We start from the raw sequence: 19958 nt of genomic DNA, 5'->3' as shown, positions 1-19958 counted from the left end.
CATAAGGCGCATGGCTGTCATGTAGGTGGAGGCATACCGAATCAACGGCGGAATCGGGTAAGCCCCGCCAGTCACGCCTGATCAAGGTGTACGGATCGACAGGGCAAGGGCTCTGTCGTCGTGATGCGGTACTGCAAGAAAAACAGGATAAGTATAATGCGCGATTTCGTGGATGGTTCGGCGTTTAATTTTGAACAAGGCCAACGTGCCCGCAAGCTTTTTGCGGCTGTCGTGCTGGCTGCGCTGGATGACGCGATCGCTGATGATAAAAAATACGGCAACGGGCCTGATCAAATAGCACGTTGGGCACGGTCGCGCGACGGTCGCGAGGTCTTGTCCTGCGCTGGAATCGATCCGAACGAGCGCGTTGTGAAGGGCCTGATGGAGTTCGTCGCGAAAGGTGTGCGGACCTCGGTCGCGCTGTCGCGCGAGGAAAGCGAACGTCGCCACGCCGCCGAAGAGGCCGACGCAGCCTGATCCACAGTCATCGGCCGGAAGTATGTTGGCCGTCCTTCGGGGCGGCCCTTTTTCGTTACTGGAACAGGTGCAGGACCAGCGGCGCAATGATTGCGGTCAGGATCGCGTTCAGCCCCATCCCGATGCCAGCAAAGGCTCCGGCGGTCTCGTTCACCTGAAATGCACGGGCGGTCCCGATGCCATGCGCCGCGACCCCTAAGGCGAAGCCGCGCGCGCGCCAGTCGTGGACGCGAAGCAGGTTGAGAAGCGGCGTCGCGATCACCGCCCCGAATATGCCGGTCAACAGGACCAGCACAGCGGTGATCGTCGGTTCGCCGCCCAGACCCTCGGCGATGCCGATGGCGACGGGTGCGGTTGTCGATTTCGGCGCGAGGCTGGCCAGCATGACATCGGACAGGCCGGTCGCCTTTGCAATGACAAGGACAGACACCACGGCAGTCAGCGATCCGGCGAGAAGGGCGACGGCCAGTGGCAGCAGCGCTTTGCGGACACGGTGCAGGTTGTCATAAAGCGGCATTCCCAGCGCGACAGTGGCCGGACCCAGCATGAAATGGACGAATTGCGCGCCTTCGAAATAGGTCTGGTACGTCGTTCCCGTCAGTTCCAGCAATATGGCCAGCAGGATCACGGCGATCATTACCGGATTGGCCCAGCTTTGCCGCCTGGCCGCGTTGAAGATCCGGTCTCCGATCCAGTAGGCTGCCAGCGTCGCGGTCAGCCAAAGCAAGGGGCCGCGCGACAGGTATGACCAGATGAGTGCCGGATCGCTCATTGCTTGTTCTGCCCCGTGATCTGGACGACCAGCTTGAACACCAGGGCTCCGGCTGCGATGGCCAAAGCGGTCGAGACGGTCAAGGCCAGTGCGATGGCCAAGCCGTCGCTGCGGAACTCGGCCATATGGGCCACGACACCGACACCGGCCGGCACGAAGAATAGCGACAGGTTCCCAAGCAGTCCGCGCACGACCGGACGCAGCATCTCGGCCAGTTTCGGGCGGATGCTGCACGAGACGACGAGCAGGATCAGACCGATCACCGGACCGGGTAGGGGCATCCCGAGCCCACGGGCCGCAATTTCGCCCACAAGCTGGAATGACAGAAGGATGACGAGCGCGGGAATCATGGCGGCAGCCTACGCCTGAATGTCGGAAATGTTCAGCCCTCAAATCTTGTGGATAAGCTCGAGGCCTCACCCATATCTTGTAGCCAAGATTGACTTTCGCGGTCCAATTCTTCAAGAATTATTGGCAAAACGATAAGAGCACAGGACAGTCCCATTGCGCTTTGACAAGCTCCGCCTGAATGGCTTCAAAAGCTTCGTGGACCCGACCGATCTGGTCATTCACGAGGGCCTGACCGGGGTCGTCGGGCCGAATGGCTGCGGCAAGTCGAACCTGCTCGAGGCTTTGCGCTGGGTCATGGGTGAAAACCGTCCTACCGCCATGCGTGGCGAAGGGATGGAGGATGTGATCTTTGCGGGCACGACCCGCCGTACGGCGCGTGCCCATGCCGAAGTGACCCTGACCATCGATAACAAGGACCGGCTGGCTCCGGCCGGAATGAATGATAGCGACGCCCTGGACATCAGTCGGCGGATCACCCGTGATGCTGGTTCGGCCTATCGTATCAACGGCAAAGAGGTCCGCGCCCGTGACGTCCAGATGCTGTTCGCCGACGCCTCGACCGGTGCGCATTCTCCGGCGCTGGTGCGGCAGGGCCAGATTTCCGAACTGATCAACGCCAAGCCCAAGGCGCGGCGTCGGATTCTTGAGGAAGCGGCCGGTATCTCGGGGCTTTATCAGCGTCGGCATGAGGCCGAGTTGAAGCTGAACGCGGCCGAAGCGAACCTGACCCGTGTCGATGACACGCTTGACCAGCTTTCGTCCCAAGCGGCAAGCCTTGCGCGTCAGGCCCGCGCGGCGGCGAAATACCGCGAAATCGGAACCGTTCTGCGGCGGGCCGAAGGGCAGTTGCTATATCGCCGCTGGGCCGATGCCGATCTGGCCAAGGGACAGACCGCCGAAATCCTGCGCGAAGCGATCCGTGCCGCCACCGATGCCGAGGCCGCTGCCAAGCGCGCCATTCTGGCCCGCGAGGAAGCTGACAGGCATTTGCCGCCTTTGCGCGAGGAAGAACAGGTTGCCGCTGCGATCCTGTCCCGCGCGACCGTCGAACGCGAGGCGCTGGACGAGGCCGAGGCCCGCGCGGCTCAGGCAATCAAAACCTTGCTCGCGCGGATTTCACAGCTTGATCGCGATATCGAACGGGAATCCGCGCTGAACCGTGATGCTGTCGAGGTGATCGGGCGTCTGGAATGGGAACGTCGCGAACTGGAGAAAGCCGGTCAGGGCCACGAAGCGAAATTGGAGGTCGCCGAAGGTGTCGCTGAAGAAGCCGGCGAGGCCCTGCGCGAGGTCGAAGGCAAACTTGCCGAGTTGACCGACGAATCCGCCCGACTGGCGGCGCGCTATCAATCGGCCGAACGGTTGGCCCATGATCTGCGCAAGATGATGGAGCGTGCCACTCAAGCTGCGACCGTATCCGAGGCGGCCGTCGCCACCGCAGCCGAGGCCGGAGGTGTGGCTCAGGCCGCGCGCGAGGCTGCCGAGGCGGTACAGGATCAGGCGCGGGAACGGGTCGAAACCGCCGAGGAAACTCTGGCCGCTGCCGAAGAAGCCCGCGCCGCGTTGGAGGCGGAGGAAGCTGTCGCCCGCGCTACCCGCGCCGAGGCCGAAGGTGAGTTGTCGGCGCTGAACGCCGAGATGGCGGCGCTGAAACGTCTGGTCGAACGCAGCGAGACCGGCTGCGCGTCCATTCTTGATCTGGTCAAGGTGACCAAAGGCTATGAGGCGGCTTTCGGTGCGGCGCTTGGTGACGATCTTGCCGCCGGATTGGCCAAGGATGGTACGGGTTGGCACATCCTGCCCGGCTATGGTTCATCCCATCCCTTGCCGTCGGGCGTGACCTCGATCGCCGCGCAGGTCGAAGGCCCCGAGGCATTGCAGCGTCGCTTGTCGCAAGTCGGATTGGTCGCGGATGTGGCCACGGGAGCAAGACTGCAATCGGAACTGACGCCGGGCCAACGCCTTGTCACCCAAGATGGCGATCTGTTCCGTTGGGACGGGATGCGGGTGATGGCGGGCGATGCGTCCTCGTCTGCGGCGCTGCATCTGCAAAAGGTGAACCAGCTTGCCGAGATGACTGGTCAGGCTGAAGCTGCGCAAGAGCGCGCTACGGCTGCGATCAACACCCATTTGGCTCTACGCGACAGGCATGCCGCTTCGACTGAAGCCGAAAAACGCGCCCGTGACGCTCGTCGTGAAGCCGAGCGTGGCCTGTCGGATGCCTCCCGTTCGGTGACGCGTGCTGAATCCGAACTGGCTTTGGCGCAAAGCCGCGCTGAATCTGCTCGCGCCGAGCTTTCGCGCCATCGCGCCGATGCAGGCGATGCCCGTTCGCGTCTGGCCGAGGCTGATCGCACAATCGCCGAACTGCCGGATCGGGGCAGTATCGTGGCTGCGCTGGAACATGCCCGCACGGCAGTCGAAGCCGCAAGGATCGCCACACTGACCCGCCGCAGCCGTCTGGACGAACTTAAACGCGAGGCGACGGCGCGCACCAAACGCTTGCAGGAAATCTCGACCGAAGAGTCGGGTTGGCGTTTGCGTCTGGATCAGGCGGGTACACGTTCCAGGGAATTGACCTCGCGCCGCGATCATGCCGCCGAAGAACTGGAAGCGGCCGAGGCCCAACCCGAGGTTTTGGCCGAGCGTCGCGAAACCTTGACCGAATCCGAGGCCCGCGCCGCCGCGCGGCTTGCCCGCGCCCGCGCCGCCTTGTCCGCTGCCGACCAGACCCTGCGCGTTTCGGCCGAAACCGAACGCGATGCCGAACGCACCGCCTCTGTTGCACGTGAAACGCGTGCCGCCCGCGAGGCCCGTGCGGAAGCCGCCGTCGAAGCAGAGGTCGCAGCCCGCACTCGGATTCAGGAGGACGCGGAAACCACCCCCGAGCAGTTGCTGGAAACCTTGGGCGAGTTGCAGGAAATCGCTTTGGCGGCGCTTGAGGATCAGATCCTGCGGCTGCGCCAGCAGCGCGATTCGCTTGGCGCCGTCAATCTGCGTGCCGAGGACGACAAGCAGGAGCTTGAGACCGAACGAGACCGTCTGAGCGGTGAAAAGGAAGATCTGACCGAGGCGATCCGAAAGTTACGTCAGGGAATTGGCAGCCTGAACCGTGAAGGCCGCGAACGTCTGCTGGCTGCGTTCGACACGGTGAACCAGAACTTTACGACGCTGTTCACCCATCTCTTTGGCGGTGGCGAGGCAAAGTTGGTTCTGGTCGAATCGGACGACCCGCTTGAGGCCGGACTCGAGATCATGTGCCAGCCTCCGGGAAAGAAGCTGTCGACGCTGAGCCTGCTGTCCGGTGGCGAGCAAACCCTGACGGCGCTGGCGCTGATCTTTGCCGTATTCCTTGCGAACCCTGCGCCGATTTGCGTGCTGGACGAGGTTGACGCACCTTTGGACGATGCGAACGTGACGCGCTTTTGCGATCTCATGGACGAGATGACCCGCCGAACCGAGACGCGGTTTCTGGTCATCACCCACCACGCCGTGACCATGGCGCGGATGGATCGCCTGTTCGGCGTGACCATGGTCGAACAGGGCGTTAGCCAGTTGGTGAGTGTCGATCTGAAACGTGCGGAGGCTCTGGTGGCCTGAACGGCAAAACGCTAATACGTCTGCCATTCCTCCTTCGGAGTTTCAGACCAAAATGCGTGCGCTTTGCGCTTTCCTTATGGCTGCCTGCTTGCAGCCACTTCCGTTATTTGCGGCCCAAGTCACCGGTGATCCCGAAATCATCAGTAAAATCATGACCGAGATGGGACTAGCGGTCACAAAAGGGCAGGATGTCGAGGGCCTGCCCATGCTGGAAAGCAAGATCGACGACACGCTGTTCAACGTGTTCTTCTACGAATGCCATCCGCAATGTCGCCGGATGCAATTCGTCACCGGATTCCAGATGACGCAGCCGATGACTCCTGCGGATGCGAATGAATGGAACCGCGAGAACCCGTTTGCCAAGCTTGTCGTGGCGGAATCGGGAAATCCTTATCTGGAGATGGATATCGGTCTTGCAGGCGACGGATTGGGGCGCGAGAATTTCGAGGACGCGTTTCAGACGTGGCGTGCCGTCCTTGGCGACTTCCGCGCTTCTATCACAGAGTAGGTAAGAACATGAGCATCGAGACGAAACTCGCTGAACTGGGGATCACGCTGCCGGAGGCGCCCGCGCCCGCGGCGAATTATGTTCCCTTTGTCATTTCGGGCAATATGCTGTTCGTCTCGGGGCAAATCAGTGCGCTGAAAGGCAAGTTGGGGGCGGATCTGGCCGTCGAGGCCGGGGCAGAGGCCGCGCGCGGTTGTGGTCTGGCGCTGCTGGCGCAAGCCAATGCGGCGCTGGGATCGCTGGACCGTGTGAAGCGCGTGGTCAAGCTGGGCGGTTTCGTCAACTCGACGCCTGAATTTACCGACCAGCCCGAGGTCATCAACGGCTGCTCGAACCTGATGGTCGAGGTGTTCGGCGACAGGGGCCGTCATGCCCGCGCCGCAGTCTCTGCTCCGGCATTGCCGCGCGGGGTTGCGGTGGAAATCGAAGCGATCTTCGAGATCGAGTGATGGCCCTCCATCCGGATTTTCTGACGCTGCCGATTGCGCATCGGGGGCTGCATTCAGCTGGAATACCGGAAAACAGCATGGCGGCCTTTCGCGCCGCCATCGCAGCCGGATACGGCATCGAATGCGACATTCAGGCGACAAGTGATGGTACACCGGTCGTCTTTCATGATGACGATCTGCCACGTCTGACCGGAGTCGAGGGGCTGGTTCGCGCCCTTGGCATGGACGCCCTATCAATGCTGCGGATCATGGGCACGGATCAGGCTATCCCGACCCTTGTCGATCTGTTGACCGAAGTCGCGGGACAGGTGCCGCTGCTGATCGAGATCAAGGATCAAAGCCTGAAATCCTCGGATGATGTTGGCGATCTGTCCCGACGGGTCGCCGAACTGGTTGCGGGCTATGTCGGCCCCTTGGCGGTCATGTCCTTCAATCCGCACAGCATTGCGGATTTTCACAAGGCGGCTCCCGAGGTGACGGTCGGGCTGACCACCTGCGGCTATGATGCGGATGAATGGGACATGCTGGATGCCGCGACCCGCGCACATCTGGCGGCGATTGCGGATTTCGATCGCGTCGGGGCCAGCTTCATCTCGCATGATCGCAAGGATCTGGGCAATCCTGCCGTCACTGAGCTGAAGACCGCAGGAGTGCCGGTCCTGACATGGACGATCCGCTCGCCCGATCAGGAGGCGGCGGCGCGGCGCGTGGCGGATAACATCACATTCGAGAACTATGTGCCGGGGGAAGCATGAAAGACACGAAATCAATCATCGTCACCGGAGGATCACGCGGCATCGGTCGGGCGGTCGCCCTGCTGGCGGCGGAACGCGGCTGGGACGTCGCAATCAGCTGGCGTAGCGATGCCACTGCGGGCGAGGAAGTGTTGGCCCAGATCCGTACGATGGGTCGTCGCGCCGTTGGCGTTCAGGGCGATGTCGCAGATGAGGCACATGTCACCGCTTTGTTCGATGCGGCCGAGGCCGAATTCGGCGGCATCGATTCCGTTGTAGTCAATGCCGGTATGCTGGCGCAGGCCATGCCCATCACCCAGATGTCGCTTGAGCGTATGCAAAGGGTGATCGACGTGAATGTGATCGGCGCGCTTCTGACCGTGCGCGAGGCGGCACGACGAATGAAACGCGGCATGGACCAGCCCTCGGCGTCGATTGTGCTGCTTAGTTCTGCTGCGGCAAAATTGGGCGGGCCGGGTGAATATGTCGATTATGCGGCCAGCAAAGGCGCTATCGACAGCCTGAATATCGGTCTGGCAAAGGAACTTGCGCGGTACAATATCCGCGTCAACGCGGTCAGGCCCGGGTTGATCGACACCGAAATCCACGCCTCGGGCGGCGATCCGGGACGCGCGGCCCGACTGGCTTCGACCGTGCCTATGGGGCGGACCGGCAGCGCAAAAGAGGTGGCCGAGGCGATCCTTTGGCTGGCGGACGAGCAGGCGAGCTATGTCACTGGCACAAATCTGGAAGTGACGGGCGGGCGCTGACAAAACCCCGCCGCGCCGCTATCGTCGGACCATGAGCGAACTTAGTGTCTCCGTCCTGCCTGCCATTTCCGGTATCGACGCGGCCCTTTGGGACGGCTGCGGCGCGGCGCAAAATCCGTTTACCACGCATGGTTTTCTGGCCGCGCTCGAGGATTCCGGCTCGGTCGGAGAGGGGACGGGCTGGCATCCAAGCCACCTGATCGCCCGCCTTGATGGTCAGGTGGCGGGCGTTGCGCCCTGCTATGTCAAGACCCACAGTCAGGGCGAGTATATTTTCGACCACGCATGGGCACAGGCCTTCGAGCGGGCGGGCGGGCAATATTATCCCAAGCTGCAATGCGCGGTGCCATTTACGCCGGTGACCGGACCGCGACTGATCTCGGATAATCCGGCGGTTCGGGGCGCATTGCTGCAAGCCATGGCGCAGGTCGCAAAGCAATCGGGGCTGTCGGGCGTCCACGTCACGTTCTGCACCGAAGCCGAGGCCGAGTTGGGCGAAAAGGTCGGTTACCTGACCCGCGCGACCGAACAGTTCCATTGGCAGAACCGCGACTATTCCAGCTTCGAGGATTTTCTGGCCGACCTTTCCTCGCGCAAGCGCAAGGCCATCCGCAAGGAACGCGAACGCGCGCAGGCGTTTGGCGGCACCATCCGCAGTCTGCGCGGTGACGAGATCCTGCCGCAGCATTGGGATGCATTCTGGCGGTTCTATCAGGACACCGGAAGCCGGAAATGGGGCAGCCCCTATCTGACGCGGGCCTTCTTTGACCGCCTGCACGACACGATGCGCGAACAATGCATGCTGGTTTTGGCCGAGCGTGCTGGTCGTCCGGTCGCTGGCGCACTGAACCTGCTGGGGCCGGACGCGATCTATGGCCGCTATTGGGGCTGCATCGAGGATCATCCCTTCCTGCATTTCGAACTGTGCTACCACCGCGCCATCGACTGGGCGATCGAGCACGGGCTGTCTCGGGTCGAGGCAGGGGCGCAGGGCGAACACAAACTGGCGCGAGGCTATTTGCCCAGTCAGACCCATTCGCTGCATTGGCTGGCCGATGAGGGCTTTCACGACGCGATCGACAATTACCTGCAACGCGAGCGGTTGGCGATCAGTCAGGAAATGGCGTTCCTGACCGAACTGGGCCCGTTCCGCCGTGGTGAGCGTAGCCTTTAGCGCCTTTGCAATTGCCGGAAGGCCGCCGACGCCCCCCAACCCGCCGCAATCGCAAGGGCCAAGGACATAATGCCGTAAAGAAACGGCTTTTCCAGCGCGAGACGGTACAGCCAACGCTCGAGTCCGACTTTGCGGACTTCGATCGGGGCGCGGAAGGTGTCGATCACGCGGCCATCGCGCAGCAGGAAAATACGCGTGGCATATAGTCCCTCGATCAGGTTCGCGGGCAGGCGGACATCGGCGCGGAACAAGGTCTGTTCGGCCAGCGTGACGGCCCCGTCATCCAGCCGGTACAGGTCGTTGGCTTCGCGCAGGCGGACCAGGGCCTCGGTATAAGGCACGACGTCATCGACCTCGGCTGCGCCCGAAAAGGCGCGGATCGCCAAGGGGACCGAGATGCGAAAGCGGTAGTCCTCGTCCTGATAAAGGATCTTAGCCAGCGGGCGGGTCGTCGCAACGACATAGAAATTCGGAGCCGAGGCGACGCTGACCTTTCCTGTATTGACCCAGATACCCAACCTGCGTTCCTTGTGCCGCACGGTGACGGCGCGCGCCGGTCCTTCGACCGTCACGATCACGTCCAAGGGGGCGTCTTGCGGGATGGGTTGCTCGCGTTTGATCGCGCCGTAGATGATGATGTCCGATCCGTCGAAACTCGTGGTGATATCCACATCGTCCCGCGACAGATCGGCCACGATTTGCTCGGCTGCGGCCGGAGCCGTGGCTTCTTGCGCCGAGACCGGCAAGGCGCAGGCGAGCAGCACAAGGATTGCCCGCAACATCATCCGATTACTCCGGGTGTCAGCGAGAACAGATCGTCGGGCTTCAGGAACAGGTCCAGCGCAAGCCTGCCGCAGACCGACAGCACCAGAAGCGCCAACAGAATGCGCAGCTGTTCGGCCCGTAATCTGGCGCCGAAACTGGTCCCGATCTGGGCGCCGATGACGCCTCCGACAATCAGCAGTACGGCCAGCATGATATCGACGGTGTTCGAGAAGATCGCATGCATCAGCGTCGTATAGGCCGAGAGAAAGGTGATCTGGAACAGGGACGTCCCGATCACGACCTTGGTCGGCATACCCAGCAGATAGATCATCGCGGGAACCATGATGAAGCCGCCGCCGACCCCCATGATCGCGCCCAGAACGCCGACCGCGCAGCCGACCATCAGAACAGGGATCGCGCTGATATAAAGCCCCGAGGCACGGAATTTGACCTTGAGCGGCCAGCGATGCACCCAGCCGTGCTGGTTGCGTCGCATCGGTTTGACGGGACCGCTGCGCTTGGCACGGTGCAGCGCGCGCAGGCTTTCCTGCAGCATCATGGCACCGATCAGACCCAAAAACAGAACGTAGCAAAGCTGGACCACCAGATCGACTTGACCCAATCGCGACAGCATGTTGAACAGGATGACGCCACAGGACGAGCCGACAAGTCCGCCTGCCAGCAACACCCAGCCCATGCGGAAATCGACGGTCTTGCGCTTCACATGCGCCAGTACGCCGGAAAAGGACGAGGCCACGACCTGGTTCGCGCCCGTGGCCACGGCAATGGCGGGCGGGATGCCGATAAAGAACAGCAGCGGCGTGATCAGAAAGCCGCCGCCGACGCCGAACAGGCCCGACATAAGACCGACGATGCCGCCAAGTCCGACGAGGGTGAAGGCGTTGACCACCACCTCGGCAATTGGAAGATAGATCTGCATTTTCTGCCCGGCGTTCTGCCCGATTTTATCCTGCCCTTGCCACGCTCTGACGTCAAACGCTGCGGTTGCATCTACTGCGGGTTGTCGCAGATGTGTGGCGCGTTTAAGCATGTTTCTGACGGGGATGTGATCGCGGACCGGAGCCTTGGTGGTTCGTACGCGCGCGGCCTCTCTCCCGACAGGGAAACGGGAAGACGGAATGAGGGCGGAATGCGGATCCTGATCACCAATGATGATGGCATCAACGCGCCGGGACTGGTCGCCTTGGCCGAAATTGCGGCCGAAATCGCCGGTCCTGATGGCGAGGTCTGGACCGTCGCGCCCGCGTTTGAGCAATCTGGCGTCGGCCATTGCATCAGCTATGTCCACCCCACCCTGATCGCCGAACTGGGGCCGCGCCGCTTTGCCGCCGAGGGATCTCCCGCCGATTGCGTGTTGGCGGCAATTGGCGATGTGATGCGGGATAATCCGCCCGATCTGGTGCTGTCGGGCGTCAACAGGGGCAATAACTCCGGCGAAAATGTGATGTATTCCGGCACCATAGGTGGCGCGATGGAGGCAGCCTTGCAGGGTCTGCCAGCAATCGCCTTGTCGCAATATCTGGGCCAGCATACCGCGACTTTGGCCGATCCGTTCGAGGCGGCGCGCAAACACGCCCCGCGTCTGATCCGGCAGTTGCTGGATCACGGCGACTGGACCTCGGACGCCGATTTCCGTCTGTTCTACAATATCAACTTCCCTGCCTGCGATGCGGCCTCGGTCAAGGGGGTGCGCGTTGCGCCGCAGGGCCGGCGTCAGGGCGTCCGCTTCGAATCCGAACCCTATCACGCACCGAACGGTCGCCGGTTCCTGTGGATTCTGGGGGGCTCGCAGACATCGCCCGCAACTCCGGGTAGCGACGTCGATGCGAATATGCGCAACTATATCTCGTTGACGCCGATGCGGCCGGACCTGACCTGTCACGCAAGTCTGGACGCGCTTCGCATCATGGAAGAGGGCTGATCTCCGGATGAGCGACGATCCCGCCGAGGGTGCTGAACGAAAGATGCGGTTCCTGTTCGCGCTGCGTCAACGCGGCGTGACCGATCCGCGCGTGCTTGAGGCGATGGAGCGCATAGATCGCGGCGAATTCGTGCGCGGCCTTTTCGAAGACCGCGCCTATGAGGATACGCCGTTACCCATTCCCTGCGGCCAGACGATCAGCCAGCCTTCGGTCGTAGGTCTGATGACACAGGCGCTTGATGTCGGTCCGCGCGACAAGGTGCTCGAAATCGGGACCGGATCGGGCTATCAGGCCGCGATCTTGTCGTTACTTTGTCGTCGGGTCTATACGGTCGATCGCCATCGTCGGCTGGTCACCGAGGCCGAAGAGATCTTTCGTCATTTCGGTCTGTCAAACATTACGACCATGGTTGCGGACGGCTCACGCGGGCTGGCCGAACAGGCACCATTTGATCGCATTATGGTGACAGCGGCGGCCGAGGATCCTCCGGGGCCGCTCTTGGCGCAGTTGAAAATCGGCGGTATCATGGTCGTACCGGTCGGTCAGTCGGATGCGGTGCAGACCCTGATCCGCGTCCGTAGGAATGAAAACGGCTTTGATTACGATGAGTTGCGGCAGGTACGCTTCGTGCCGCTCGTCGAGGGATTGGGATAAACACGATCTCCGGCCGCGCTGAATGAGGAACGGGCAGATGGCGAAAGCATGGCGGCTGATTTTTGTGGCCGGTTCGGTGATAACCCTTGTTGCGTGCAATTCGCCCGGAGGTTTGAATCTTTCCACTCTGGACCCTGACCTGCGTGGTTGGGGTGGTGGAGGCTTCGATACAGCTGCCGCCGCCGCCGCCGCTGCCCCCCGTCCCGCGCCGGATAATCGTGGCATCATCAGCTATCCGGGCTATCAGGTCGCAATCGCGCGGCAGGGTGATACGGTTACATCCATCGCGTCGCGGCTGGGGCTGAACGCCGCGCAACTTGCCAGCTATAACGCCATTGCGCCGACTGCTCCGCTCAACTCGGGCGCGGTCGTGGCCTTGCCCCGGCGTGTGGCTGCCGGTGCGCCAGCGACGACTTCGGCGCCCGTGACCTCGACGACAGGGCGGGTCAGCGATCCTTTTGCCGGTCAGGGCATGAAAACTCCGAATGTCCCTCCGGCAGCGGGGGCTGCAGCCGCCACGACTACGCAGCCAGCGTCAAGCCAGCCCCGTCAACATGTTGTGGCCGCGGGCGAGACGGCATGGTCGGTGGCGCGGAAATACAATGTCTCGGTCAATGATCTGGCGCAGTGGAACGGTTTGCCGTCGAATATGTCGGTGCGGACCGGCCAGAGGCTGTTGATACCGGTTACGGGACAACGCCCTGCCGCTACGGCTGCCGTTTCGGCTCCCGGAGTTGGCAGCCCGACGCCAACGCCGCCCTCGTCGACCGAGCCGTTGCCCAAGGAAAAAACCCAGCCGGCGAACAAGGCGGTCGACAAGCCAGCCAGTCCGGATTTCGGCAAGACCCGCACTGCGTCATCCAGTGGTGGCAGGTTCCGGATGCCGGTGAACGGCGCGATCATCCGGACCTATGAAAAGGGCAAGAACGAGGGAATCGACATTTCGGCGGCGCCCGGTAGCGCGATTTCGGCAGCAGGTTCTGGTACGGTTGCGGCCATCACCCGCGATACGGATCAGGTGCCGATCATCGTCGTGCGGCATTCCAACAACATGATGACGGTCTATGCCGGTCTGGACGATGTCGCTGTCACCAAAGGGCAAACCGTCAGCGCCGGAACGACCTTGGGCAAGGCGCGAAATCAAGGCGTGGTGCATTTCGAGGTCCGCAACGGCTTCGATAGTGTCGATCCCGAGAAATATCTGAACTGATCGGGTCAGGGGCGGGCGGGTCCTCCCGCCTATCCATGTCTATCAGGACTCCGTGCAGATATCGCGGATGACGGTTTCGACCTCTTGCCGAACCAACAGGTGAAGCTGGCGGCTGACCCGCAATCCGGTTTCGCTCTGCAATTCCTCGCGGATCACCTCGCGGATCAAATCCCGCAGGCTGGGTTCGACGGCCTCGGGCGCGACTGCGGCGAACAGGTTCAGGACGGGGAATTGCGCGATCTGGGCTTCCTCGACTTCAGGGGCAGGTTCGGGTTCTGTCGGGCGGGAGGCAGTGACCATTCTGGCCAATGCGGCCTCGGCTTCGGCGAACTCGGCTTCCTCTTCGGGGGTCAGTGCCGGCTCGGACGCTGCCATCGCCCCGTTTGGTTCCAGTGCAGGCTGATCAGCCGGAAGCATCGCTTCGGACACCATATCCTGATGCGCAAGTACAAGCGGAGAGACCGGCAGGCTGTGCAGGATCGCCGAGCGTGAGAACGGCGGAAGCGGTGTATCGCCATAGGTCGTCGAGCTGGCGTGGCGGTCGGCCTGATCCTGAGCAATCAGGCGTCGGATCGAGGCCAGAACATCGCCCACATTATCCGCTGCTTCGCCGGTTTGGCTGATATAATCACGCTGCATGGTTGGCCCCCCGATCCCGAGGGGCCGTGTCCGGATTACTTTTTGCCGATCGAACGCAATACCCGGTCGAGGCTTTCGCCCTGCCGACTGGTGAAAGGCGCGTCCTTGACTGCTTTGTAATAGGCTGATGGGTCATAGGTGGGGATTCCCAGTTTCAGGTTTTCTACCGTCAACAGACCCATAGAGGATAGAAGTTGATAATGTGCTAATTGGAGATTTGCGACTGCCGTGATCTTGTCCGCCATCGCCTGCAACAGGATCTGTTCGGCTTCCAGAACGTCCAGCGTGGTGCGCGCACCAAGGGTCGCTTCTTCGCGCACACCTTGGAAGGCCTGACGCGCCGAAACGATTTGTTGGTCGATGGCGCTGATCTGGGCATTCGCGACGTCGATATTCGCCCAAGACGTGCCGACCGCCTGATCGACCTGACGCGCGGTATTCAGCAGCGAGGAACGGGTTGCATCACGCTGCGCCATCGCCCGACGATGCGCCGAGGGCAGGCGCCCGCCTGAATAGATCGTCTGGGACATGTTCAGCGAAACCGAACCGACATCGCTTTCCAGCGAACTACCCGTGGCTTGCGTCTTGTTCGTCTGCTTGGTCAGCGCGGCGCTGCCGGTCAGTTCGGGGTTGCGTTCGGCGGCGGCGGCGGCAACGCCAAGCTCTGAGGCGGCTGCCTCGCGTTTCGCCTGCTGGATCAGCGGGTGGGTCCGCTGGCCTATTTCGCGGGCCGAAGCGAGGGACGCGGGCAATTTAGGCGTCGGCGGCAGCGGATCTAGCTTGTTCGGGAACTTCCCTGTCGCCGCGCGGAAACTTTCGCGAGCTACCTCAAGATCACCTTCCGCGCTTGCCAGATCGGCGCGGGCTGCGGCCAACGCGGCATCGGCCTGCGAAACGTCGGTTTGCGTAATCTCGCCCACATCGAAGCGGTCGGTCGCGGCCTGTTGTTCTTCACCCAGAACGCGGACCGAGTTCTGTTGCAGTTCGACCTGCTCGGTGGCGCTGCGCACATCCAGATAGGCGCGGATCGCGCCCAGCAGCACGTCTTGCTCCACACCGACAAGCGAGGCGCGGGTCGCCAGAACCGATTCCTTGGCGATGTCGATGGCGATGGCGTTGCGACCCCAGTCATAAAGCGTCATCGACGCCTGCAGCGAGATGCTGGCCGAATTGCCGTCAAATCCTTCGATGTTCTGGTAGGTGTAGCCCGCGACCCATTGGACGATGGGACGCAGTTGGGCCAAGGCGGTTGCCGCGTCCTCGTCGGCCGCCCGCAGAACCGCGCGGTTCTGCTCGAGCAGGGCCGAGTGGCGATAGGCTGCCACCATGGTATCGGCCAGAGATTCGGCGTAAGCCGGAAGAGCGGTGGCACCAGCAAGAAGCGCCGCGAGAAGCGGCCGTTGCAGAACTTTCAACCGATTGCGAAACATGCCATCTCCTTATGCCGGAGCTACTTATAAGACGAAACCACGCGTCTCCGTGAAGCCTTGAAGTACAGGCGCGCTTGCATTGAACGAGAAGCGCCAGTTGATGCGACCATCCACTTTGTGACCGACACGAACGACGCCCAGATTGCCCTCGCGGAACAGGGCGACGATGCGGCCTCCATCGCGCAACTGCTTGGCCAGCGACTCGGGCATGACCTCGATTGCGCCTTCGATCAACATGGCATCATAGGGGGCCTGACTGGCGAAACCCTCGGACAGCGGAGCGTTGACGACGACGACATTGAAAACATCCTGCGCAGCCAGTCGGGCCTGCGCCTCGGCGGCCAGACCAGCCTCGGATTCGACAGCGACGACGGCCTCGGCGATGCGGGCGATGACGGCAGCGGTATAGCCATATCCGCCACCGACGTTCAGTACCAGATCGCTGCTTTGAAGGTTCAGAACCTCCATCATCTTGCCCAGAGTCCGCGGCTCCAGCAGGATCCGGCCGGGCGCGAGGTCGATATTCTGGCCAGCATAGGCAACGTCACGCATGGCGTCGGGCACGAATTCCTCGCGCGGGACGCTGAGCATTGCGTCGATGACCGGATAGCTGGTTACATCGTTCGGGCGGACTTGGGAGTCGACCATCATGGTGCGGCGCTGCGCGAAGTCGGTCATAACAGGGAACCTGTCTCTCGTATTGCTTTTGGCCCTATTGCCACGGAAAAACCCGCTCGGCAACGCCCACAGCGCGCTTTGCCCGCCGGACGGGGCAATCCTACAACATGATCGCGCCGGTTGTCTGGCACTATCGGCGGCTGCGGAGCACCTGATTTTCCGGCAATCGAGGGGCGGGGCAAGTGCGGGATCGTGGGCGTTATCTGCGATTTCTGGCGCATCACTGCATCCGTGTCATCTCCGGACAGGATGCCATGATATCATCAGATGCGCCTGCTTGGTGCAATTGCTCCGGGAAGCGTGTCGTCTGACGATCACGCGGCGGGCAGTTTGCCCAGCGGATGCGAGAAGAATGGTTAGCGGCAGTTGCAGCGCGACGTCAGGGAAATCTCCGGTCCCAAGTGGTCACTTCGGCTTCATAGTCTCAAGACATATCAACTTGCTAAGCCTAGCGATCAGGGCTGCCCGGATGCAGTTCCAATCTCATGGCGGGTCGTCGCAATGCGTCTGTTGGCGGGGCGTGATCCTAAACCGCGGGATACACGGATAGCGGCGCGGAGGAGGATCGCTTGCAATGGTGCGAAGCCGATCAAGCGCCTTGTTCTGCTGCTGATCCGGTCGCATACGCGGCACAGTATCGTCGAGCAAATAGGACGTCGCGCGACCTCTAAGAGCAGTCGCGACTTTCCGGTCGATCGGTTGTTTGAGGCTGGTAATCTGGCAGCGGGCCTCGTTTATCGCGGCCGCACGGCATAGTGTTCCGGCCCGTGCATGCCCCCCGATTTCTGCCGGTTTATGGTCCAATCTTAGCAGGATCTCTCGATTCATGATGGACCTTCGTCATCTAGTCCCGATGCGAGGCCGCGCAAGCTGGCCGATCAGACGAACGGCCAGACGGGATAGGGTCGATATTCTCGATTCGATCTTTGCGCGGCTCGGTAGCGCCGGTTTGGCCTCAAGCGGCCATGGGCGCCATCGCAGAACCTTGCGAAAGCCAATGATGCGCGAAGGCCAGCTTGGCGCGGGTCGTTTCGGTCAGGACGAAGGGATAGACGTCGGGATTGTCGAGGGCGCGGTTGATCTCGTTCACGGCCAATGCCACGGCGGTCGCGACAGTCAGCAATTGCTCGGCATTGGGATCGGCATAGGCATCGTAGCCGGGCGGAGGGATTTGTGGTCCGGTCAATCCGGTTGCCATCAGGCTGTCGGTCATATCGACCAGATGTAGGATATGGGCCGAGGTCTCGGCCCAGTCCTCGTGCGGATGCATGGTGGCGTATTTGCTGATATGCGTCGCGCCCTTGTCTTTCGGGTTGGCGTAATGTTCGGTGATCGCCTGCGCGTAATCGGCGCGTTCGTCACCGAACATGGTGCGGAACTGATCCAGAAATCCCGGAAGGACGGCGAGGCGCTCGAACAGGAAGTGCGCGATCTCGTGGCGCATATGGCCCACCATCGAGCGGTAGAGTTCGCCCAGTTCCTGCTGGCGTTCGACCCGAACGGCATCGTCGGCCTCGACCACGTTGATGGTGATCACGCCATCTGCATGGCCCATGGTCACGTTGACCTCTTGGTGACGGGCGTGTTCCGACAGCATCTGGAAACTGACCCTTTGGCCCTGATCGGCGTTCGTGAACCAGCGCCACCTTGCAAGGTTGGCCAGAACCCAGCGTTTGGCGGCCTCGCTTTGGGCCAACAGGTCCAGATTGCCCTCGACAGACAGATCGGGAACGGTCGTGGTCATTGCGCAGGAACGGCATTGCGGACCGTCTTGCTCGGCCCGCCAGTTGCAGCCGATATCTCTTAGTCGCGTACAGGGTGTGGCATTCGCAGCGAAGGCCCCGAGTTCCGGATCAAACACCAGAGCCATGCCGCAGGAACACAGAGTGTTGTGAAAGTAGACACGCTGTCCGCAACCGGGGCAATCAAGGCGCTGCATTTTGATTAGCTCGTTGTTTTTTGGTGGAATTGCTGGATTTTGATTGTGGTGGTGGTCCCGTTCGTGCTTGATTCAGACAATCACCCGTTTCAGGATGACCGAATGATCCCACGCACAAACCTGCCTGACGGTGAGATGGTTCCAGCATTGGGGCAGGGCACTTGGCAGATGGCCGAGCAGCCCTCGCAGCGGGACTCCGAACTTGCGGCACTTCGAAAGGGGCTCGATCTGGGGATGTCCCTGATCGATACCGCTGAAATGTATGGCGACGGCGCTGCCGAAGAACTTGTCGCAGAAGCCATCCAAGATCGACGGGATCAGGTGTTTCTGGTCAGCAAGGCCTATCCTTGGCATGCCTCGGCCGCGGATCTGCCCAAGGCATGCAAGGCAAGCCTGCGGCGGTTGGGAACTGATCGGATCGACCTGTACTTGCTGCACTGGCGCGGTGACGTCCCCTTGGCCGAGACCGTCGCCGCGATGGAGGCGTTGCGCGATGCCGGTCATATCCGTCATTGGGGGGTCAGCAATTTCTCGGTCACGGATATGGAGGAACTGATGGTTGCTGGCGGCTGGCGCTGTGCGGCGAACCAGGTCCTTTACAATCTGTCCCGTCGGGGACCGGAATGCGACCTGCTGCCTTGGCTCGCAGCGCGCGGCATTCCCGTGATGGCCTATAGTCCGGTAGAGCAGGGCCGCCTTGCAGGCCACCCCGAACTGCGACGGATTGCCACCGGACTTGGCCTGACTGCGGCGCAGCTTGCCTTGGCCTGGGTGCTGAACCGCCCCGGTCTGATCGCGATCCCCAAGGCCGCAAATCAGATCCACACCCAGCAAAATCTGCGCGCGGCGGAGTTGGGGCTGACACCAGTCGTTATGGCCGAACTTGATGACCTGTTTCCCGCACCCTTGACCCCACAACCGCTTGAGGTGATCTGACGCCCCATTGACGCGAGGCGTGCCGAAGCGTTTCTTGGCCTCCAATTTGGAAGAACTCGGTTTGGAGGTTTATCATGCTCAAGGGAATCAGCCCGTCGATCTCGCCGGATTTGCTATATGTTCTGGCGCAAATGGGGCACGGCGACGACATCGCGATTGTCGATCAGAACTTCCCCGCAGTCAGCGTGGCGCGCAACCTGCCCTATGATCGCGTGCTGCCAATGGGATTGCGTTTAGTGGGAGCAGTCACCCAGATCACCAATCTGATGCCCTTGGACAGCTTCGTTCCGGCTGCGGCGACCTCCATGCAGGTCGTGGATGATCCGGACACCGTTCCCGAGGCCGTGGCCGAGACGATCCCGATTATCGAGCGTGCCGGATCGTCGCTGCAATCCATAGATCGCTTCGGTTTTTATGAATTTGCCCGCAACGCTTTCGCTATCGTGCAATGTCAGGACGTCCGGCTTTACGCCAACATGATCCTGAAAAAGGGCGTCCTGTAGAACCGCCAGCCGCCTAGCAGACCGGCGCAGGCTCGGGGCGGCCTTTTAGGTCTATTCCGCGTGCGGTCGGGGAATGCCATGTCTTGGTGTGCTGCGAGCCGCCTTGCGGGTTGGTCCCGATATGCGAGCCGCCGGTTCCGCCGCTCCAGCCTGTCGATCCGGAATTGGATGGAGCAGTGCCATCGGTGGTCGCGGTGTCCTTGGTCGCAGGCTCGGCCTGCGCTGCGGCAGGAGGGCAGTCGCTTTTGGCGATGGTTGCCGTTTGACCGGTCACGGGTGTCTGCTGGGTGGCAGGTGCGGTCTGTGCTGCCAGCGGCACGGTCATCGAGGCGCTGAACAATGCGACAGCGATCAGATGCGGCAAGTGTTGGCACGTCATGGTCGAACTCCTTGCATGGGTCCGACGGAACGCAAGGGCCGGACAGA

The 19958-nt window shown here is 61.9% G+C and carries 21 protein-coding genes; 12 read left to right on the top strand and 9 right to left on the bottom strand.

Annotated features, from left to right (window positions below):
* Nucleotides 1-156 precede the first annotated feature (156 nt).
* Nucleotides 157-477, top strand: a complete 321-nt coding sequence (locus tag GL286_RS10580) for a DUF6280 family protein (protein WP_024842734.1) — start codon at nt 157-159, stop codon at nt 475-477.
* A 55-nt stretch (nt 478-532) separates the two neighbouring features.
* On the opposite strand, the gene GL286_RS10575 is transcribed toward GL286_RS10580, so the two are convergent.
* On the bottom strand, nt 533-1249 hold the full coding sequence (locus GL286_RS10575; RefSeq protein ID WP_155095537.1) for an LrgB family protein: 717 nt from the start codon (nt 1247-1249) through the stop codon (nt 533-535).
* Entirely contained in the window at nt 1246-1599 is a 354-nt protein-coding gene (locus GL286_RS10570) for a CidA/LrgA family protein (protein WP_155095536.1), read from the bottom strand. Before GL286_RS10570 ends, GL286_RS10575 begins: the two co-directional genes overlap by 4 nt.
* Nucleotides 1600-1753: 154 nt before the next feature.
* On the opposite strand from GL286_RS10570, the gene GL286_RS10565 reads away from it, so the two are divergent.
* The 6 genes from GL286_RS10565 to GL286_RS10540 all read left to right on the top strand — a co-directional run bounded on the left by GL286_RS10565 (nt 1754) and on the right by GL286_RS10540 (nt 8835).
* Nucleotides 1754-5200: a chromosome segregation SMC family protein gene (locus tag GL286_RS10565; RefSeq protein WP_155095535.1), complete on the top strand. Its 3447-nt coding sequence runs from the start codon at nt 1754-1756 to the stop codon at nt 5198-5200.
* Nucleotides 5201-5351: 151 nt separating this feature from the next.
* The gene (locus tag GL286_RS10560) at nt 5352-5708 is read left to right on the top strand and encodes a YbjN domain-containing protein (RefSeq protein ID WP_170295139.1); all 357 of its coding nucleotides are present in this window, start codon (nt 5352-5354) and stop codon (nt 5706-5708) included.
* 8 nt (nt 5709-5716) lie between these two features.
* Nucleotides 5717-6157 carry a RidA family protein gene (locus GL286_RS10555; protein ID WP_155095533.1) on the top strand — a complete coding sequence of 147 codons (441 nt, stop codon included), beginning with the start codon at nt 5717-5719 and terminating at the stop codon, nt 6155-6157.
* Complete coding sequence (locus GL286_RS10550; protein WP_155095532.1) at nt 6157-6912, top strand: glycerophosphodiester phosphodiesterase family protein; 756 nt, start codon at nt 6157-6159, stop codon at nt 6910-6912. Before GL286_RS10555 ends, GL286_RS10550 begins: the two co-directional genes overlap by 1 nt.
* Entirely contained in the window at nt 6909-7661 is a 753-nt protein-coding gene (locus GL286_RS10545) for an SDR family oxidoreductase (RefSeq protein WP_155095531.1), read from the top strand. Before GL286_RS10550 ends, GL286_RS10545 begins: the two co-directional genes overlap by 4 nt.
* A gap of 31 nt (nt 7662-7692) precedes the next feature.
* Entirely contained in the window at nt 7693-8835 is a 1143-nt protein-coding gene (locus tag GL286_RS10540; RefSeq protein WP_155095530.1) for a GNAT family N-acetyltransferase, read from the top strand.
* Here GL286_RS10540 and GL286_RS10535 read toward each other — a convergent pair.
* The gene (locus GL286_RS10535; protein WP_425496096.1) at nt 8832-9617 is read right to left on the bottom strand and encodes a TIGR02186 family protein; all 786 of its coding nucleotides are present in this window, start codon (nt 9615-9617) and stop codon (nt 8832-8834) included. The two genes, GL286_RS10540 and GL286_RS10535, sit on opposite strands and share 4 nt — an antisense overlap.
* On the bottom strand, nt 9617-10540 hold the full coding sequence (locus GL286_RS10530) for a sulfite exporter TauE/SafE family protein (RefSeq protein WP_155095528.1): 924 nt from the start codon (nt 10538-10540) through the stop codon (nt 9617-9619). The genes GL286_RS10535 and GL286_RS10530 overlap by 1 nt, the downstream gene beginning before the upstream one ends.
* Nucleotides 10541-10750: 210 nt before the next feature.
* Here GL286_RS10530 and surE point away from each other — a divergent pair, with 210 nt between their 5' ends.
* Genes surE through GL286_RS10515 form a run of 3 tightly spaced genes read left to right on the top strand, consistent with a single transcriptional unit; the run spans nt 10751 to nt 13407 of the window.
* Complete coding sequence (surE, locus tag GL286_RS10525; RefSeq protein WP_155095527.1) at nt 10751-11542, top strand: 5'/3'-nucleotidase SurE; 792 nt, start codon at nt 10751-10753, stop codon at nt 11540-11542.
* A gap of 7 nt (nt 11543-11549) precedes the next feature.
* On the top strand, nt 11550-12197 hold the full coding sequence (locus GL286_RS10520) for a protein-L-isoaspartate(D-aspartate) O-methyltransferase (RefSeq protein WP_155095526.1): 648 nt from the start codon (nt 11550-11552) through the stop codon (nt 12195-12197).
* 37 nt (nt 12198-12234) lie between these two features.
* Nucleotides 12235-13407 (top strand): LysM peptidoglycan-binding domain-containing protein, encoded by a 1173-nt coding sequence (locus GL286_RS10515; protein WP_155095525.1) that lies wholly within the window; start codon nt 12235-12237, stop codon nt 13405-13407.
* 42 nt (nt 13408-13449) lie between these two features.
* On the opposite strand, the gene GL286_RS10510 is transcribed toward GL286_RS10515, so the two are convergent.
* From GL286_RS10510 to GL286_RS10495, 4 genes are all read right to left on the bottom strand, one after another.
* Nucleotides 13450-14046, bottom strand: coding sequence for a hypothetical protein (locus GL286_RS10510; RefSeq protein WP_155095524.1), 597 nt, complete (start codon nt 14044-14046; stop codon nt 13450-13452).
* Between the two features lie 35 nt (nt 14047-14081).
* The gene (locus GL286_RS10505; RefSeq protein WP_155095523.1) at nt 14082-15476 is read right to left on the bottom strand and encodes a TolC family outer membrane protein; all 1395 of its coding nucleotides are present in this window, start codon (nt 15474-15476) and stop codon (nt 14082-14084) included.
* 24 nt (nt 15477-15500) lie between these two features.
* Nucleotides 15501-16154, bottom strand: coding sequence for a protein-L-isoaspartate O-methyltransferase family protein (locus tag GL286_RS10500; RefSeq protein WP_155095522.1), 654 nt, complete (start codon nt 16152-16154; stop codon nt 15501-15503).
* Nucleotides 16155-17109: 955 nt separating this feature from the next.
* Nucleotides 17110-18093, bottom strand: a complete 984-nt coding sequence (locus GL286_RS10495) for a zinc-binding metallopeptidase family protein (protein WP_155095521.1) — start codon at nt 18091-18093, stop codon at nt 17110-17112.
* 102 nt (nt 18094-18195) lie between these two features.
* Here GL286_RS10495 and GL286_RS10490 point away from each other — a divergent pair, with 102 nt between their 5' ends.
* Together GL286_RS10490 and GL286_RS10485 are read left to right on the top strand one after the other, a co-directional pair.
* Complete coding sequence (locus GL286_RS10490; protein WP_211596277.1) at nt 18196-19029, top strand: aldo/keto reductase; 834 nt, start codon at nt 18196-18198, stop codon at nt 19027-19029.
* A gap of 74 nt (nt 19030-19103) precedes the next feature.
* Nucleotides 19104-19532, top strand: coding sequence for an RbsD/FucU family protein (locus GL286_RS10485; RefSeq protein ID WP_155095520.1), 429 nt, complete (start codon nt 19104-19106; stop codon nt 19530-19532).
* A 13-nt stretch (nt 19533-19545) separates the two neighbouring features.
* Here GL286_RS10485 and GL286_RS10480 read toward each other — a convergent pair whose 3' ends face one another.
* Complete coding sequence (locus GL286_RS10480; RefSeq protein WP_155095519.1) at nt 19546-19911, bottom strand: hypothetical protein; 366 nt, start codon at nt 19909-19911, stop codon at nt 19546-19548.
* Nucleotides 19912-19958 lie beyond the last annotated feature (47 nt).

Source organism: Paracoccus aestuariivivens, from assembly GCF_009711225.1.
Lineage (GTDB): Bacteria > Pseudomonadota > Alphaproteobacteria > Rhodobacterales > Rhodobacteraceae > Paracoccus > Paracoccus aestuariivivens.
The sequence above is the reverse complement of the archived record's forward strand: the minus strand, read 5'-3'. Positions and strand labels throughout refer to the sequence as shown.

Coding starts and splice junctions, on each gene's coding strand:
- GL286_RS10580 (WP_024842734.1), top strand. CDS start 157: ATGCGCGATTTCGTGGATGGTTCGGCGTTTAATTTTGAACAAGGCCAA.
- GL286_RS10575 (WP_155095537.1), bottom strand. CDS start 1,249: ATGAGCGATCCGGCACTCATCTGGTCATACCTGTCGCGCGGCCCCTTG.
- GL286_RS10570 (WP_155095536.1), bottom strand. CDS start 1,599: ATGATTCCCGCGCTCGTCATCCTTCTGTCATTCCAGCTTGTGGGCGAA.
- GL286_RS10560 (WP_170295139.1), top strand. CDS start 5,352: ATGACCGAGATGGGACTAGCGGTCACAAAAGGGCAGGATGTCGAGGGC.
- GL286_RS10555 (WP_155095533.1), top strand. CDS start 5,717: ATGAGCATCGAGACGAAACTCGCTGAACTGGGGATCACGCTGCCGGAG.
- GL286_RS10550 (WP_155095532.1), top strand. CDS start 6,157: ATGGCCCTCCATCCGGATTTTCTGACGCTGCCGATTGCGCATCGGGGG.
- GL286_RS10545 (WP_155095531.1), top strand. CDS start 6,909: ATGAAAGACACGAAATCAATCATCGTCACCGGAGGATCACGCGGCATC.
- GL286_RS10540 (WP_155095530.1), top strand. CDS start 7,693: ATGAGCGAACTTAGTGTCTCCGTCCTGCCTGCCATTTCCGGTATCGAC.
- GL286_RS10535 (WP_425496096.1), bottom strand. CDS start 9,617: ATGTTGCGGGCAATCCTTGTGCTGCTCGCCTGCGCCTTGCCGGTCTCG.
- GL286_RS10530 (WP_155095528.1), bottom strand. CDS start 10,540: ATGCAGATCTATCTTCCAATTGCCGAGGTGGTGGTCAACGCCTTCACC.
- surE (WP_155095527.1), top strand. CDS start 10,751: ATGCGGATCCTGATCACCAATGATGATGGCATCAACGCGCCGGGACTG.
- GL286_RS10520 (WP_155095526.1), top strand. CDS start 11,550: ATGAGCGACGATCCCGCCGAGGGTGCTGAACGAAAGATGCGGTTCCTG.
- GL286_RS10515 (WP_155095525.1), top strand. CDS start 12,235: ATGGCGAAAGCATGGCGGCTGATTTTTGTGGCCGGTTCGGTGATAACC.
- GL286_RS10510 (WP_155095524.1), bottom strand. CDS start 14,046: ATGCAGCGTGATTATATCAGCCAAACCGGCGAAGCAGCGGATAATGTG.
- GL286_RS10505 (WP_155095523.1), bottom strand. CDS start 15,476: ATGTTTCGCAATCGGTTGAAAGTTCTGCAACGGCCGCTTCTCGCGGCG.
- GL286_RS10500 (WP_155095522.1), bottom strand. CDS start 16,154: ATGACCGACTTCGCGCAGCGCCGCACCATGATGGTCGACTCCCAAGTC.
- GL286_RS10495 (WP_155095521.1), bottom strand. CDS start 18,093: ATGCAGCGCCTTGATTGCCCCGGTTGCGGACAGCGTGTCTACTTTCAC.
- GL286_RS10490 (WP_211596277.1), top strand. CDS start 18,196: ATGATCCCACGCACAAACCTGCCTGACGGTGAGATGGTTCCAGCATTG.
- GL286_RS10485 (WP_155095520.1), top strand. CDS start 19,104: ATGCTCAAGGGAATCAGCCCGTCGATCTCGCCGGATTTGCTATATGTT.
- GL286_RS10480 (WP_155095519.1), bottom strand. CDS start 19,911: ATGACGTGCCAACACTTGCCGCATCTGATCGCTGTCGCATTGTTCAGC.